We start from the raw sequence: 16,517 nt of genomic DNA, 5'->3' as shown, positions 1-16,517 counted from the left end.
ACATAATGCCTAAACTGCTCAACCAGAGACGACCATGCGTAACACTCCGCTCTTGACATCAACACCGACGCACGCGGTGAAGACTCTCGCCGAGCTCTACGCCATCGCTCTGGCGCAGGCCGAACGCGCCGCCTCGACTTATGATCAGATGGCGGCGTCGCTGACAGATGACAGCGATCACAGTGTCGAACCTGTGCGCTGTGTGTTCGAGACACTGCGCGAGCGCGAACAGGATCGGATCGCCGAGATCAAGCTACGTCGCTCGACTCTTCCCCGCAAGGAAGCCGATGCCGCACCCGCGATCGGCCCCGTTGATGACCTGGTTCCAAAATCGGAACTCGTTGAACTGGCCGACTCGTCACTGTCCACGCCGTACCAAGCGTGGGCGATCGCCGTTCGGCACCGGCAGCGAGCTTTCGTGTTCTGGACCTACGTTGCCGCGCATGCCGCAGCGCCCGAGCTTCGAATCGCAGCGGAGACAATGGCGCGAGAAGCGTTGGTCGACTCCGACCTGCTGCGGCGCGAGCGCCGGTTGGCGTGGCGAGCCGAACAATCGCGCAAAGGCGAGGACGCAGGAGAGCTGATGACGGGGGAAATGTCCTCGGCCGCACTGATGGAAAGCCTGCTGCTGAAAGAGATCGTGCGCTGGTCGCAAACTCTTCCGCCAACGGACCAAGAGCGGCTGTTGTCATCGAATGGCCTTGCTTCAGCCGACCTTGCGGCTCTCAGCGCCGAGCTGCCGGGGAAATCCGACAGTGAGACAACGGCAGACGTGCCGCGACGCGTAGTGCGCTATGCTGAGCAACTGACCTCGATTTATCTGGACGAATCCGACCGCGCCACCGACCAGGCGGGCTTGGAACTGGCGCAGAGCCTCGCCGCTTCGTCGATCGCCCGGCTCGCGCGGCTACGGGCGTTCGCCAACTCGCAGCGATCTTGAGAGCACGTCACATCGCCGCTTTTGTTTGCGCCCCAACAACGATCGCGGTCGGCGTCGCGGCGATGCTGTATGCATGACAGATCAAATCACCACCGTCATCGACGTCCGGCTGTTTCCCCGGCCGCTACGCCACCCGATCGTGTTCAGCCTGTTCGACCAGCTCACGCCCGAGCGAGGGCTGGAGCTGGTCAGCGATCACGACCCGCGGCCGCTCCGCTATCTGTTTGACGTGAAGCGGCCCGGGAGTTTCTGTTGGGACTATCTCGAGAGCGGGCCGGCAACTTGGCGCGTCAGCATTCGCAAGGCGCTCCAGGTCCCCGATTGTGAAGCCGCGCTGGGATAGTTGGCGCGCCACAGCGCGGCCCGCATTCCGACCAACGCGCTGACGCACACCCGCATTGCCTCAAGGCTTGAACTTCGCCTGCCCGGTCTTGCCGTCCGCGGTCTTCAACGTGAGGCTGACCGAGGCGCCTTTGGCGATCTCCGATTTGGACTCGGCCTTCAGAGCCGTGCCGGCTGCAGTGAGCGACAGCGTCTCGCGCTCGCTTCCGGAGATCAGCAAGGCGGCGCCGGAGAAGCCATCGGTCGGCAGCGGCTTATTCGTCTCGTCGAAGACGTTGAACGTCACGGTCTTGCCCGAGGCGACCATCTCGACATGCACCCCGGCAACATCTTCGACCGGCCCGCCGTTCGGCCCTTTGTGGTGGTCGTGTTGCGCCCACGCCGGCGCGGCGAACAACAACGCGGCTGCGACGATCAGCATCTTCTTCATCGATGAGCTCCTCAAGCGTTAGGGACAGGATCCGCATCGGCACTCGCAGTTACCGTTTCGCGGCGGAACAGGATGTAGAGCGCAGGCAGCACCAGCAGCGTCAGGATGGTCGACGATACGATGCCGCCGATCACCACGGTCGCCAGTGGCCGCTGCACCTCGGCGCCGGCACCGGTGGCAAGCGCCATCGGCACGAAGCCGAGCGAAGCGACCAGCGCGGTCATCAGCACCGGACGTAGCCGCGTCAGCGCGCCCTCGCGCACCGCCTCGACGATCCGGCGGCCTTCGCCACGCAGTCGCTCAATGAAGGTGATGATGACGAGGCCGTTCAGCACCGCGACTCCGGACAGCGCGATGAAGCCGATGCCGGCGCTGATCGACAGTGGAATGTCTCGCAGCAGCAGCGCGAAGATCCCTCCGGTCAATGCCAGCGGCACGCCGCTGAACACCAGCAGTGCGTCGGCCGCCGAGCCGAGGCTGATGAACAGCAACAGGAAGATCAGTAGAAGCGCGATCGGCACCACGATGGTCAGGCGCTGGGTCGCCGACACGAGTTGCTCGAACTGCCCGCCCCAGCCGATCCAGTACCCCGCCGGCAGCTTGACCTTGTCGGCGATCAGCTGCTGCGCCTCGCCGACGAACGAGCCGAGGTCGCGGCCGCGGACGTTGGCCGAGACCACGATGCGGCGCTTGCCGTCTTCACGGCTGATCTGGTTCGGCCCCGGTGCCACCACGATCTCGGCAAGCTCGGACAGCGGTGCGTAACGCATCTGGGACAGCGGCGAGACGGCGAACGCAGCCGGCGTGACTTTCGCCTGCCCGTCGGCTGGCGGCAGCGGGATCGGCAGCGCCTTGATCGCCTCGATATCGGTACGGATCTGATCCGGCAGCCGGACGACGAGGTCGAAGCGGCGATCGCCTTCAAACACCAACCCGGCCGATTTGCCGCCGACGGCGATCTCAACCAAATTCTGCACCTCGGCCACACTGATGCCGAACCGCGCCAGCGCCTTGCGGTCGAGCTTCACCGTCAGCACCGGCAGCCCGGCAACCTGCTCGCTCTTCACGTCGGCCGCCCCCTTGATGGTCTGCAGCACCGACTGCACTTGCCCGGCGACCTGAGTGAGCACATCAAGGTCGTCGCCGAAGATCTTGACGCCGACATCGCTGCGCACCCCCGAGATCAGTTCGTTGAAGCGCAACTGGATCGGCTGCGACAGCTCGTACAGGCTGCCCGCCACCTGCTCAGCCGCCAGTTCGATCTGCTCGACGACCTCAGCCTTGGGCTTCTTGGGATCCGGCCATTGCTCGCGCGGCTTCAGCATCACATAGCCGTCGGAAATCGACGGCGGCATCGGATCGGTTGCCACCTCCGCCGTGCCGGTGCGGGCGAACACGTCCTTCACCTCAGGAATTGCCAGGATGCGCTTCTCCAGCGCGATCTGCATCTCGAGCGATTGGGTCAGGCTGGTCCCAGGAATTCGCATCGCCTGGATCGCGACGTCGCCTTCGTCGAGGCTCGGGATGAACTCGCCGCCCATCCGTGTTGCCACGTAGCCGCTCACGACCACGAGCATCACGGCCGCTACGACGATCAGCTGCCGAAACCGGATCGCCAGATCGAGCAGCGGCAGATACGCCCGGTGCGCCAACCGCATGAACCAGTTCTCTCTCTCGGACACTTTACCTGTGACCAGCAGCGCCACCGCGGCGGGCACGAACGTCATCGACAGCAGGCTGGCACCGAGCAGCGCCATCAGCACAGTCAGCGCCATCGGCGTGAACATCTTGCCTTCGACGCCGGTCAGCGTCAGCACCGGCAGATACACCACCGCGATGATCAGCGTGCCGAACAGACTCGGTTTGATCACTTCGCGCGAGCCGGCGATGATGGTCTCGAACCGTTCCTGACGGGTCAGCAGCCTGCCTTGCCGCTGCTGCTCGTGGGCCAGCAGCCGCAGGCAATTCTCGACGATGATCACGGCGCCGTCGATGATGATCCCGAAGTCGATTGCGCCGAGACTCATCAAATTGGCGCTGACCTTGTTCTCGAACATCCCGGTGATGGTGAACAGCATCGCCAGCGGGATCACCAACGCAGTGGCAAACGCCGCTTTGAAGTTGCCGAGGATCAGGAACAGGATCGCGATCACCAGCAGCGCGCCCTCGACGAGGTTCTTCTCCACCGTCGCGATGGTGGCGTCGATCAGATGGGTGCGGTCGTACACCGCGCGCAGCGACATGCCTTCCGGCAGCGACTTCTCGATCTGCTGCAGCTTCGCGGCGACCCGCTGTGCCACGGTGCGGCCGTTGTCGCCGATCAACAGCATCGCGGTGCCGAGCACGACCTCCTGTCCGTTCAGCGTCGCGGCACCGGTGCGCAGGTCGGTGCCTTCCTTCACCTCCGCGACATCCATGATCCGCACCGGCACTCCGCTGCGCGAGCCGATCACGATCTGCCGGATTTCCTCGACATCACTGACCTGCCCCGGCGTACGCACCAGATACTGTTCGCCGTTCTTCTCGATATAGCCGGCGCCGACATTGGCGTTGTTGCTGGCGAGCGACGTCATCACGTCGCGGAAACTGAGGCGATAGGCCATCAGCTTCGCCGGATCGGGCAGCACGTGGAACTGCTTGGCGAAGCCACCGATGGTGTTGACCTCGTTGACGCCGGGGACGTTGCGCAGTTGCGGCTTGATGATCCAGTCCTGTGCGGTGCGCAGGTCGCTGGGTGTAAATGGCTTGCCGTCGGCGCGCGTCGCCCCCTGCTTCGCCTCGACGGTGTACATGTAGATTTCGCCGAGGCCGGTGGAGACCGGTCCCATCGCCATTTCGATTCCGGTCGGAAGCACGTCCTTGGCGCGCTGCACGCGCTCGTTGACGAGTTGCCGGGCGAAGTAGATGTCGGTGCCGTCCTTGAACACCACCGTGACCTGGCTCAGCCCGTAGCGTGACAGCGACCGCGTATTGACGAGGTTCGGCAGCCCGCCCATCGCGGTTTCGATCGGAAAGGTGATTCGCTGCTCGACCTCGAGCGGCGAATAGCCGGGCGCGTTGGTGTTGATCTGAACCTGGACGTTGGTGATCTCAGGCACCGCATCGATCGGCAGCCGCGTGAAGTTCCAGGCGCCGAAAGCGCCCATTATCAGCACGCCGATCATCACCAGCCAGCGCTGGCGAACGGAGAATGCAAGAACCCGGTCGATCATGCGCGACCTCCGCAACCCGAGGCGATCACATCAGTGCTCATGGGAGGCCGATCCCTTGCCGAGCTCTGCCTTGACCACGAAGCTGTTGGCGGCGGCGTAGCGGTCACCATCGAGCAAGCCGAACACGACCTCGACATTCTCGGCATCGCGGTCGCCGAGCTCGACGTCGCGCACCTCGAATTTGTCGCCGTTACGGACAAACACCACGCTGCGATTTTCGACGGTCTGGATCGCCGCGGCTCGCACCGCGAGGGGCACCGGCTTGGCCGAGAGGATCAGCCGCGCGGAGACGAACAGGCCGGTCCGCAGGCGCAACGCGTCGTTCGGCACCACGGCACGGGCGAGCGCGCTCTGCGTATCGCTGCTGCCGACCGGCGAGATGTACGACAGGCTGGCCTCGATCGGCTTGCCGCCGTCCGCGACGTCGATCAGGATCTTGTCGCCGATCCGTACCCGCGGCAGATCGCGCCGATACACCGACAGGTCGACCCACACCGTAGAGACATCGGCGACGACGAAGGCCGGCTTCTGCTCGGAGGCGTATTCGCCGAGCGAAATCTGGCGATCGATCACGGTGCCGGAGATCGGCGCGCGCATCTCGTAGACGCTGAGGCTCTGATTACTTTCGATCTTGGCGAGCAGCTCACCCTTCTCGACCGTGTCGCCGATCCGCTTTTTGATCTCCCGAACCACGCCGGGAAACCGCGGCGTGACCTGCACCAGCGTCTCCTGGTTGGGCTGCAGGATGCCGTTGAGCACCAGCGACTCGTGCAGCGTCTCCGCCTTGGCGGTGCGGATTTCGATGCCCGAGGCCGCGACCTTGGCGTCGCTCATCTCGACCGCGCCCTCCTCGCCGTGGCCCTCATGACCATGGTCCTTCTCACCCTCGGCGTGATTGTGTCCCTTCGTGTCCTTCGCAGCCTGCTGGGCCGGCTCGCGCGATCCGATCGGCGCGTAGGCGGAAACGGCGGCACCGAGCGCAAACATCGCGGCGGCACCACAGATCAACATCAACGGTTTCATCATCGCGCGCCTCCCCGCGCCAATGCGAAAGGATTGCCGACCAGACCCTCGATGGTGGCGACGGCGACATGGAAATTCTGCTGCGCCTCCTGCTCGCGCAGCCGCGCCTGCGCGACGCTGCCTTGCGCGTCGAGCACTTCGAGCAGCGAGTAGCGCCCCTGGCCGTAGCCTTCTGAGATCGCTGTGGCGGCATCCCTGGCTTTCGGGATCGCGGTGTCGCGCAAGATTGCCAACTCGCGCAGCGAGCCTTGCAGCGAGTCGTAGGCCCGTCCCGCGATCACGATCAGCGTATTGCGATTGGCCTGTCGCTCCGCCGCGGTCTTGGACAGGCTCTCCTGCGCCGACAGGATGTTGCCCTGGTTCTGATCGAACAGCGGGATCGGCACCGACACCGATAAGCGGACGGCGTTGTCGCCGGTCTCGTTGTAGCGCCGCCAGCCGGCCGCCACGGTGACGTCCGGATACGGCTTGAGGCGCGCCAGCAATAGCTCGGCGTTGCGCTGCGCATACACCGCCTTCCAGCGCACCAGCTGCGGATTGGCGTCGATCGCCGCGATCACGGACTGAAATGCCGGTGGTTTGCCGATTGCTTCGAGCCGGCCGGAGACCGCAGCGAATTTCGGCGCTGTATCGCCCATCAGGATCGCAAGCTCCCGCCGGGCGGTAGCGAGCGCCGACCGGGTGCGTTCGCGATCCGCCTTCACCAGCGCGGAAGCGACCTCGGCTCGGCCGGTCTCAGCCACCGACGATGCGCCGGCTTCGACCCGGCGTTGCAGCAGCGGCGTGATCGCGTCGATCGCGGCGATCTGCTCGTCGAGGATCTGAATGCGCCGCTGCAGCCCGAGCACCGTAACGAAAGCGATCGCGGTCTCGGACAGCACCTCGAGCCGCACCGCCTGGCGACCAATGGAGGCGGCATCAAGACCGGCCTGCCCGGCGGCGATGCGAGCGTCGCGCTTGCCCCACAGCTCGAACATCTGGCTGATCTGCAGCGTCGACTCCGCCGACCGCGTGCCGCGATACGCGCCTGAGCCGAATGAATTGTCCTGCTCGTAGGAGATCTCGGGATTGATCAGCGCGCCGGATTGAATGCGCTGGCCCCGCGCGATGCCGACGTCACGTTCGGCGGCGGTGAGCCGCGGACTGGCGTTGAGGGCGCGCTGCAGCGCGTTGCCCATAGTCAGCGTTTGCGCACGGGCCTCTCCAGCCAGCACACAGCCGGCGAGCAAGACGGCCGCGCACGCGAGCCGCGTGGCGATCGAAGACAACATGATGAAGACCTGACGAACGACGGATTGAGGGCGCGTACCGCCCAGCGGTCATATTCAGATCAGGGCTTTTGGTGGCGGAGGTTCGATTCCACGCTGAACGTTGCGGCGTTCGGCGTCTTCATAGTGCATGGGCGCAGTGGCGAGCTCGGCCGCGGTCGCGACGACGCTCGGGCTCGGCAGCGACACCGAGAAGCAGCCGTGGCAGTGGTGATCGGACGCAAGCACATTGTCGGAATGGTCACCGCCGTGCGACGGCAGCGAGACGATCGCAGTGGCGGAACCGGTGGTCACGTCGAGATCGCACAGCCCGTGCACGGCGCCCGCAAGCAGATAGACCGCCAGCACGGCCATAGCGACGGCCCGGCGCGAAACGCGCAGCAGACGATGCTGGAAAATGCGGGCGATCAGCGTCACGATGGCACTCACGGGTCGAGGCAAGCGGATAACACGCGCCTCACATCCGTGTCGATCCGCAATAACATAACAAAATCGCGGCGGATCGATCTGTCGCAGCCCGGGAACCCGCCTGCTCCTTCAGGCCTACTGCAAAGCTGCCGTGACCGGCAGATCGTCGAGCACGCAGCTTCGCCAATCGGTTCCACATCCCGCCGGCCAGCTTCCGCCGATGGCCATGAACAGCGCTGCCGCATCCGACAGGCGCGTCGCCTCGGCCTGAACATGCGCGATCGAGGCATTGAGGTAGGTCTGCTGCGCGTTCAGGACCACAACCTGATTGACCTGCCCGAGCGCAAGCTGCTTGCGGATGATGTCGAGGCTGGCCTTTGCAGCGGCCTCCGATTTGGCGGCAGCGCGCACCAGGGCTGCATCGTGCTGCAGGCTCTGCAGCGCGTCGGCGACATTCTGCAGCGCCGAGATCACGGCCTGGCGATACTGCGCGTCCGCCTGCTCCAGTGCCGCCTCGGCGGCGCGCTGCTTGTGCAGCAAGGTCATGCCGTCGATGATCGGCTGGGTGGCATTGGCGGCCAGCAGATAGAACCCGGTGCCCGGCGCGAACAGTTGCGCAAAGTTGGTAGCGCTCGCGCCAGCCGTGCTGGCGCCGACGCTGATGTTCGGCAGGCGCGCCGCCACCGCCACACCGACCTGCGCGCTTACCGCATGCAGATTGGCCTCCGCAGCCCGCACGTCCGGCCGGCGTCGCACCAGCGTGCTCGGCACCAGAACCGGAATGTTGCGCGGCAGGCTGAGGCGCGCCAGTTCGAAACGCTCCGGGACCTGGGCTGCCGAATAGTTGCCGGCCAGGGCGGTCAACAGATCGCGTTGAATCGCCAGCTGCTTCTCTAGCGGCGGCAAGGTCTGCTCGACCTGGGCGAGCGCCGCCTCCTGGGTCAGGACGTCGACCTGCGCCGCCTGCCCTGCCTCCAACTGCGACTTCAGGATGCCGAGGATGTCGCGCTCGATCGCCACGATCTTCTTGGTGGCAGCGATCTGGCCGCGCAGCGACGCTTCCCCGATCGCCGCGGTGACGACATTGGCCGTCAGCGTCAGGTGCGTCGCCTCCAGCAGGAACTGCTGCTGCTCGGTGACGGCATCAAGACTCTCCACCGCGCGCGCGTTGCCGCCCCAGACGTCGAACGTGTAGGCGATGTTGAGTTGCGCGGTGTGTAGCGACAGCCGCTGCTGCGGCGCATCGGAGGCTTCGTTATTCGACGACAATTGCGTCGATGGACCATAGCTGGCGCTGACTTGCGGAAAGAACAGTCCGCGCTGCGCCAGCGCATTGAAGTGTGCCACCTTGATCGCAGCATCCGCCGCCTGCAGGGTCGGATTGCGCACCACCGTCGCGCGCACGAGCCGGTCGAGCGACTCGGAGCGGAACGCCGACCACCAGCGGGTCGGCACATCCTCCGCGACGACGAACGGCTGGGCTTTGCCTGGCGACTTCGCCGGCAAGGCAGCCACCGTGTAGCGATCGACCTCGGGGGACGGCGGCTGCACGAAATTCGGCCCGACCGCACAGCCGGCGAGACAGACGCAGGTGCCCAGGGCGCCGAACCAACGCAGCATTACGGCTCTCCCTGGGGCGCGGCCTGGGGACTAGCGCTGGTCCGCGCCGCCTCCTCGCGGGCAAAAGCGAGCTTGCGCAGCGCCGGCGCCACCGCCAGCAGCAACAGCGGACCGATGAACATGCCGCCGACCACAACGGTCGCGAGCGGCCGCTGCACTTGGCTGCCGATGTCGTGCGACAGCGCCGCCGGAAACAGCCCGACACCGGCCGACAGCGCCGTCATCAGCATCGGTCGCATCCGTTGCTCGGAGGCCTGCCGCACCGCGTCGGCGACGCTCACGCCGCCAGCGCGTAGCTCGCGGAAATATGTGATGTTGAGGATGCCGTCCATCACCGCCACGCCGAGCAGGGAGATGAAGCCGATCGCGGCCGAGACGCTGAATTCCAACCCGGACAGATACAGCGCGATAACGCCGCCGCCGGCCGCGAACGGAATGCCGAGCAGTGCAATCAGGCTGTCGCGCAGCGTATTGAACAGCGCATAGAGCAGCACGAACACCAGCAGCAGCGTGATCGGCACCACGATCATCAGCCGCGCTTTGGCATCCTGCAGATTGTCGAACTCGCCGGACCAGATCAGCCGATAGCCGGGCGGCAGCTGCACCGCGTCGTTGACCCGCTGCTGTGCCTCGGCGACGGTGCCGCCAAGGTCGCGGCCACGGACGCTGAACTTGATCGGAATGTAGCGCTGGCTCCTCTCGCGGTAGATGAAGGACGCGCCGGTATCGAGCGAGATGGTGGCGACTTCGCTGAGCGGGATGTAGGCGTTGACGCCGCTCGGCGTCGCGTAAGCGATCTTCAGCTCGCGCACCGCATCGACGCTTTCGCGAAATTTCGGGTCGAGCCGCACCGCAACGCCGAACTGCCGATCGGCTTCGAGCACCGTGGTGGCGATGCTGCCGCCGACCGCCGCCTGGATCACCGAATTGACGTCGCCGGTGTTGAGACCGTAGCGCGCAGCGCGTTCGCGATCGACCTTGATGTTGAGGTTGGGCTGGCCGAGCAGATGGAACACCCCGAGGTCGGCGACGCCACGCACCTTGGCCATCTCCTGCATCACTTGCCCGGCGAGCTGCTCCAGCACCTGCAGGTTGGGGCCAACGATCTTGACCGAGTTGGCGCCCTTCACGCCGGATAACGCTTCCTCGATGTTGTCCTGGATGTACTGCGAGAAGTTGAAGGTGACGCCCGGCAGCTCGGCGTCGAACTCCTTCTGCAGCTGCTCCGCCAGCATCTCCTTGGTCAGGCCGGCCGGCCATTCCGAGAACGGTTTGACCGGCGCGAACAGCTCGACATTGGAGAACGCCGAGGCGTCGCTGCCATTGTCCGGTCGGCCGTGCTGCGACACCACGGTGATGACTTCCGGATGCCGCAGCAGGATTTCGCGCATCTTGCGGACGTAACTTGTGCCGGCGTCGAGCGACATCGTCGGAGGCATCGCCGCGCGGATCCAGAAATTGCCCTCCTCCAGCGCCGGCAAAAACTCACTGCCGAGACGGCTGGCCGCCAAGCCGGCGATAGAAAGGAACACCAGGCCAACAATCGCCGCAACCTTGGTGCGGCCAAGCGACCAGCGCAGCACCGGCTCATAGGCGCGGCGCAGACCGCGCACGATCGCGGTCTCGTGTTCTTCGATCGCTTTGGGCAGCAGCAGCGACGCCAGCACCGGCGTGATCGTGAAGGTCGAGATCAGCGCACCTGCCAGTGCATAACCATAGGTGCGCGCCATCGGCCCGAAGATCTGGCCCTCGACGCCCTGCATGGTGAACAGCGGCACGAACGCCGTCACCGTGATTGCCGCCGTGAACAGCACCGCCTTGTCGACCTGCAGTGCGCTGAGGAAGATCAGCCGCAACCGATCGGTCCACACCTGCGGCTCGCCCGTGCCGACGCCGCTCTGCTGCAGTTGCGCCAGCATCCGCCGCTGCTGCTCGGCCGGCGACTGCAGATTGCGGAAGATGTTCTCCATCATGATCACGGCGGAATCGACGATGATGCCGAAATCGACCGCGCCGAGAGACAGCAAATTGGCATCCTCGCCACGCAGCACCAGGATGATGATCGAGAAGAACAGCGCGAACGGAATGCTGGCGCTCACGATCAGCGCGCTGCGCAGATCGCCGAGAAAGATCCACTGGATCAGGAACACCAAGAGGCAACCGACGATCAGATTGTGCAGCACCGTCCGGGTAGTCACCGCCACCAGCGCGCCGCGATCGTAATACGGCACGATCTTGACACCGGGCGGCAGGCTGCCGTCGCGATTGAGCTTGGCGACCTCCTCCTCGACCTTCGGCACGATGTCGTTAGTGTGCTGGGTCCGCCCCATCACCACGATCGCAGCGGCGACATCGTCGCTGCTGTCGCGCCCGGCGATGCCGAGCCGGGGCACGTAACCGACCGAGACCTTGGCGACGTCCTTGATCTGAATCGGCAGCCCGCCCGACTGGGTCAGCACGACGTTTTCGATGTCCTGGACCTTGTAGCCATTGGCGATGGAATCATCGCCGCCGGAATCGACCAACCCAATGCCGCGGATGTTCACGGACTGTTGGCCGATGGTGATCTCGCGCGCACCGACATTGAGGTTCGCGTTACCGAGCGCCGACACCATCTGCGGCACGGTGATGTTGTAGGCCTCCAGCTTCTGCAGATCGGCATCGACGTTGAACTGCTTGGTGGTCCCGCCCCAGGCGTTGATCTGCACCACACCGGGCACCGTCATCAGCCGCCGCGCCACGATATAGTCCTGCACGGTCCGCAGATTGGTCAGGCCGTAGTTCGGCGGCCCGACCAATTGATAGCGAAAGATCTCGCCGACCAGGCTCGACTGCTGAATGGTCGGCACCAGATTATTCGGCAGCGAGATGTTCTGCTGGATCGAATTGGCCGCCTGCGTCAGCGCGAAATAATAATCGACCCCGTAGGCAAAGGTGACGCGGACGAACGATAGGCCGTAGAATGATGTCGAACGGATATTGACCACGCCGGGCGTGGGGTACAGCCCGACCTCCATCGGGATGGTGTAGTACTTCTCCATCTCCTCGGCCGACAGCCCCGCGGCCTGGGCGGTGATCTCGAGGATCACCGGCGCGGGATTAGGATAGGCTTCGACATTGAGCCGGGTGAACGCCGCGATGCCGACGCCGCAGAACACGATCAGCGCCAGGACGATGATGGCCTTGCGGGTCAGACCGAACTGGATGATGCTCTTAAACACGATGAACGCCGCCGGCAGTTGTGTCGATCAGCCGCTCGCGGCGTTCGCGAGCTTGTTGCTGAGGAAGATCGCACCGGTGCCGACCACCAGCTCACCCGGCGCGACGCCGTCGAGGATCTGGCGGCGGCCGCCCTGAGCCAGGCCGATCTTGACCAGCCGGCGCTGAAAGCTGCGACGGTCGCGTGTCACCCAAACCGCCATGGTGCCGTCACCTTCGCGCACCACCGCATCGAGCCGCACCGCAGGCGACGTCACCGGCTTCGCCACCTCGATGGTGAAATTGGCCAACATGCCGGGGCGCAGCAGATTGGCCGGATCGTCGATCTCGGACCGGACCAACTGGCGGTGCGAACTCGGATCGATGCTGCTGCCGAGCGCCGTCACCCGGCCACGAAACACCTGCCCAGGATAGGCCGCCACCCGGGCCTCGACCGGCTGGCCGAGCCGGAACGCTGGCGCATCGGTCTCGACGACGTTGGCTACCATCCACTTGATCGATAAATTGGCGAGCGTCAGCGGTGGAGGCGCGCTGCCGGGTTGCACGTAGAGACCCGGCGCCGCGTTGCGTGCGGTCACCTGCCCGTCCACTGGGCTGCGCACGATCAGGGTCGAGTCGACGTGCCGCTCGGCGATGATGCGATCGATCTCGGCTTCCGACTTGCCGAAAATGCGAACTGCATCGCGCGCGGCTTTGTGATTACCTTCGGCGGTCTGCTGATCGGACGTGGCCTGATCGACATCGCGCTGCGGCGCACCGCCGGTCTTGAGCAGCTGCCGCACCCGGTTGAGATTGCGGTTCTGCAGCTCCAATACGCCGGCGGTCGCGAGCAGCGTCGACTCCGCCTGCAGCAAGTCGGAGCTGTCGATAGTGAACAGCGGCGCGCCCTTCTTCACCTCGTCGCCGAGATTGAAGAAGGTGTCGATGATCCGTCCGGCATAGGGCGTGAACACCTGCACCAGCAGGTTTTCGTTGTAGGCGATCGAACCCAGCGCGTCCTTGGTAATGCGAAATTCGCGCTGCTCAACCGGTTCGATGCTGATCGCCTCGACCTGCTTGGCCGAGAGCGCGATCGTCTGCTGGGCGAGATCGATGCCATCCCGGCTCGTATCCGCCGGCTGCGCTCCGGCCGGAGCGACGAGACTGCCGGATCGCATGGCAAGCCCCACGCACCCGGCCGCCACCAGAAGCGCGGCCGCTGCAGCGTAAATCGGTGTCTTCCAGCTGTGCTGCATCTGCGCCCCGCAGTCGAACAGATCGGCCGTTTCCGGACGCCTTCGCTGTGGTTAGCAGACCGAGCTTACACCAACCTGACACGGCGCCGCCGCGCTCGCAAAATTACCAATTATGGCCCAGATCTGCCTGCTGTACGCTCGCGGCTTGCACGTGGTACGAAGCACAAGCACAGATCGTCAAAGCTTTGCCCCGCGATGCGCCTCCTGATCGTCGAAGACAACCTCGAACTGGCGGACCTGATTTCGCGGGGCGTCAACGCAGCCGGCTACGATGTCGACATCGTCAGCGGGGTCGAGGACGCGCGCGCTGCACTCGCATCGGTGAACTACGTCGCGATGGCGCTCGACCTCGGATTGCCGGACGGCGACGGCATGTCGCTGTTGCGCGAACTGCGCGCCGGCCACGAATCGATCCCGGTGCTGGTGCTGACGGCGCGCAGCGGCGTGCAGGACCGCGTCTCCGGCCTGAAGGCCGGTGCCGATGACTATCTGGTCAAGCCGTTCGCGATCGAGGAGATGGTGGCGCGCATTGAAGCCATTCTGCGTCGCCCTGGGCACCTGCTCGGCCGCTCGCTCACCCTCGGCAATCTCACTTTCGATACCGAAGGCCGCCAGATCCTGATCGACGGCCAGCCGCGTCTTCTCTCGGGGCGCGAACTGAACGTGCTCGAATTGCTGCTGCGCCGCCAGGGTCGCGTCGTGCCGAAGAAGACGCTCGAGGATCAGATCTTCGGCCTCGGCGGCGATGTCGCCTCGAATGCGGTCGAGGTCTATGTCTCGCGGCTGCGCAAGCAGCTCGAAGAACTCGGTGCCACGGTGCAGATCCGGACGATCCGCGGCGTCGGCTATCTGCTGTCGGAGATCAAGTAAGTGTTCCGGCGCGACTCGCTGACCACCCGCATCCTGCTGCTGCATGTGGTGGCGCTGACGATCACCGCAGTGGTGCTGCCGCTGATCCTGTTCTGGCTGCTCAATCGCGAGATCGACCGGCTGCACAGCGATGCGATGCGTCGCCAAGCTGAGGTCGTAGCCGAACATCTCACCGTCGGCTCGGATGGGCAGCTCGACCTGACCTTGCCGCAGGACTTGCGTGACGTGTATTCGGCCGCCTATGGCCGCTATGCCTATGCGGTGATCGACGGCTCCGGCCAAGTGCTGTTCAGCTCGAGTCCAGAGCGCAAACCACTACTGCCACGCCGATCCGCGGAGCGCGCCTCGTGGTTCGGTCTCGTCACCGGATCGACCGGCCTGTCGGGAGACAGCATCGAGCGACGCATTGGCGGCCAGACGCTGACGATCCAGGTGGTCGAGGATCTGTCGAACGGCGATGTCATCATCGACGACATTGCTGCCAACTTCTTTCATCGCGCCGGCTGGATCGTTCTGCCGATCCTGCTGCTACTCCTCGCCTTCGACATCGTGATCTTCCGGCGCGCGATCCGCCCCCTGGTCGACGCTTCGGAGCGCGCCGCCAGTATCGGCCCGAGCCGCACCGACATCCGGCTGCCGATGCAGGGCATCCCCAGCGAAATCCGGCCGCTGGTCAGTGCGGTGAATCAGGCGTTCGATCGGCTTGAACACGGCTTCAACGAGCAGCGCCGGTTCACCGCGGATGCCGCCCACGAACTGCGAACGCCGCTCGCGATCCTCAGCGCGCGGATCGAAACGCTGGAGCCGAAACCGGCCGGGAAAGACCTGCAACGCAATCTTGCCGCGATGAGCCGGATCGTGTCGCAGCTGCTCGATGTCGCCGAGATGGACGCGATGCGGGTCGATCCGGACGAGATTGTCGATCTCGTCGAAATCGCAACCGAATTGATCGAAACCGTCGCACCGGCCGCGCTCACCGCCGGCAAGGAGATCGGCCTGCGCGGTGGAGATCACCCCGTCCCTGTGCGCGGCAAAGCCGAGATGATCCGGCGCGCGCTGCGCAACCTCGTCGACAATGCGATCCGCCATACACCACCCGGCACCGAGGTGATGATCGAGATCGATGCGGCGGGCCCCAACGTCGCGGTGCGCGATCATGGCCCCGGCATCGCCGAGGCCGACCGCAGCATGATCTTCCAGCGGTTCTGGCGCGGTGACCGCGCCCGCAGCGATGGCGCCGGACTGGGCCTTGCGATCGTCAAAGCGGTCGTCGACGAACATGGCGGCGCCATCGACGTGGCCGACGCTCCAGGCGGCGGCGCGCTGATCACGTTGACGTTTCAGAAGCCGGCCGTGACCTCACGCTGACGGCCGCAGCCTGAGGGAGTTTGTCGGATTGAGCGCCGATCAAATCACAGGAGGCGTGGTCGCGCCGGCGCCCAGCGATCGCTGCACCATCACCGTATCGGCCCAGCGGCCATAACGATAGGCGACGCCTGGCAGCCGCCCGACGGTGGCGAAGCCGAAGCTATGGTGCAGGCCGAGCGAAGCGGTGTTGTCGCCGTCGATATAGCCGATCATCTGACGGAAGCCCGCCGCGGCGCAAGCGTCGATCAGCTCGTGCATCAACAACCGGCCGATGCCGCTGCCGAGGTGATCCGGATGCACATAGATCGAGTGTTTCACCGTGTAGCGATAAGCCGGCCGCTTGCGGAACAGCACGACATAGGCATATCCCACGACGGTCTCGCCACGGATCGCCACCAGATGCGGGAAGCGGCGATTGCGCAAGTTCTTCCGCCGCTCCTTCAGATCGTCCGGCTGCGGCGTTCCGTGGTCGTCGATCCCCTCATCGAGGCCGCGCCGGATGTAATAGCGATAGATGTCGAGCATCGCCTCGACGTCGCCGTCGTGCGAGGAGCGGATCAGGATGGGCGAAGCAGCGTCCAC

Annotated in this window: 13 protein-coding genes; 4 read left to right on the top strand and 9 right to left on the bottom strand. The window is 65.1% G+C overall.

Annotation, left to right across the window (positions count from 1 at the left end):
- Positions 1–34 precede the first annotated feature (34 nt).
- Together LRC39_RS10540 and LRC39_RS10535 are read left to right on the top strand one after the other, a co-directional pair.
- Positions 35–940, top strand: a complete 906-nt coding sequence (locus tag LRC39_RS10540) for a hypothetical protein (RefSeq protein WP_346297203.1) — start codon at positions 35–37, stop codon at positions 938–940.
- Positions 941–1,013: 73 nt separating this feature from the next.
- Positions 1,014–1,283: a DUF2249 domain-containing protein gene (locus LRC39_RS10535; RefSeq protein ID WP_346297202.1), complete on the top strand. Its 270-nt coding sequence runs from the start codon at positions 1,014–1,016 to the stop codon at positions 1,281–1,283.
- 60 nt (positions 1,284–1,343) lie between these two features.
- Here LRC39_RS10535 and LRC39_RS10530 read toward each other — a convergent pair whose 3' ends face one another.
- From LRC39_RS10530 to LRC39_RS10495, 8 genes are all read right to left on the bottom strand, one after another.
- A complete protein-coding gene (locus LRC39_RS10530; RefSeq protein ID WP_346297201.1) occupies positions 1,344–1,712 on the bottom strand; it encodes a hypothetical protein in 369 nt (122 codons plus the stop codon).
- A gap of 11 nt (positions 1,713–1,723) precedes the next feature.
- Entirely contained in the window at positions 1,724–4,924 is a 3,201-nt protein-coding gene (locus tag LRC39_RS10525) for an efflux RND transporter permease subunit (RefSeq protein WP_346297200.1), read from the bottom strand.
- Positions 4,925–4,954: 30 nt separating this feature from the next.
- The gene (gene ihpB / locus LRC39_RS10520) at positions 4,955–5,950 is read right to left on the bottom strand and encodes a divalent metal ion exporter adaptor subunit IhpB (protein ID WP_346297199.1); all 996 of its coding nucleotides are present in this window, start codon (positions 5,948–5,950) and stop codon (positions 4,955–4,957) included.
- On the bottom strand, positions 5,947–7,218 hold the full coding sequence (gene ihpA, locus LRC39_RS10515; protein WP_346297198.1) for a divalent metal ion exporter subunit IhpA: 1,272 nt from the start codon (positions 7,216–7,218) through the stop codon (positions 5,947–5,949). Before ihpA ends, ihpB begins: the two co-directional genes overlap by 4 nt.
- A gap of 54 nt (positions 7,219–7,272) precedes the next feature.
- The gene (locus tag LRC39_RS10510; protein ID WP_346297197.1) at positions 7,273–7,632 is read right to left on the bottom strand and encodes a hypothetical protein; all 360 of its coding nucleotides are present in this window, start codon (positions 7,630–7,632) and stop codon (positions 7,273–7,275) included.
- Between the two features lie 126 nt (positions 7,633–7,758).
- Positions 7,759–9,243 carry an efflux transporter outer membrane subunit gene (locus tag LRC39_RS10505; protein WP_346297196.1) on the bottom strand — a complete coding sequence of 495 codons (1,485 nt, stop codon included), beginning with the start codon at positions 9,241–9,243 and terminating at the stop codon, positions 7,759–7,761.
- Positions 9,243–12,464 (bottom strand): efflux RND transporter permease subunit, encoded by a 3,222-nt coding sequence (locus tag LRC39_RS10500; protein ID WP_346297195.1) that lies wholly within the window; start codon positions 12,462–12,464, stop codon positions 9,243–9,245. The genes LRC39_RS10505 and LRC39_RS10500 overlap by 1 nt, the downstream gene beginning before the upstream one ends.
- Positions 12,465–12,491: 27 nt before the next feature.
- Positions 12,492–13,619: an efflux RND transporter periplasmic adaptor subunit gene (locus LRC39_RS10495; RefSeq protein WP_346297194.1), complete on the bottom strand. Its 1,128-nt coding sequence runs from the start codon at positions 13,617–13,619 to the stop codon at positions 12,492–12,494.
- Between the two features lie 273 nt (positions 13,620–13,892).
- Between LRC39_RS10495 and LRC39_RS10490 the strand changes: the two genes are divergently transcribed.
- Positions 13,893–14,567 (top strand): response regulator transcription factor, encoded by a 675-nt coding sequence (locus LRC39_RS10490; RefSeq protein WP_346297193.1) that lies wholly within the window; start codon positions 13,893–13,895, stop codon positions 14,565–14,567.
- Positions 14,568–15,935: an ATP-binding protein gene (locus tag LRC39_RS10485; protein ID WP_346297192.1), complete on the top strand. Its 1,368-nt coding sequence runs from the start codon at positions 14,568–14,570 to the stop codon at positions 15,933–15,935.
- Positions 15,936–15,974: 39 nt separating this feature from the next.
- On the opposite strand, the gene LRC39_RS10480 is transcribed toward LRC39_RS10485, so the two are convergent.
- Positions 15,975–16,517: a GNAT family N-acetyltransferase gene (locus LRC39_RS10480; protein ID WP_164572776.1), complete on the bottom strand. Its 543-nt coding sequence runs from the start codon at positions 16,515–16,517 to the stop codon at positions 15,975–15,977.

The organism is Rhodopseudomonas sp. P1 (genome assembly GCF_039642825.1).
Taxonomy (GTDB): Bacteria; Pseudomonadota; Alphaproteobacteria; order Rhizobiales; family Xanthobacteraceae; genus Rhodopseudomonas; species Rhodopseudomonas palustris_H.
The sequence above is the reverse complement of the archived record's forward strand: the minus strand, read 5'-3'. Positions and strand labels throughout refer to the sequence as shown.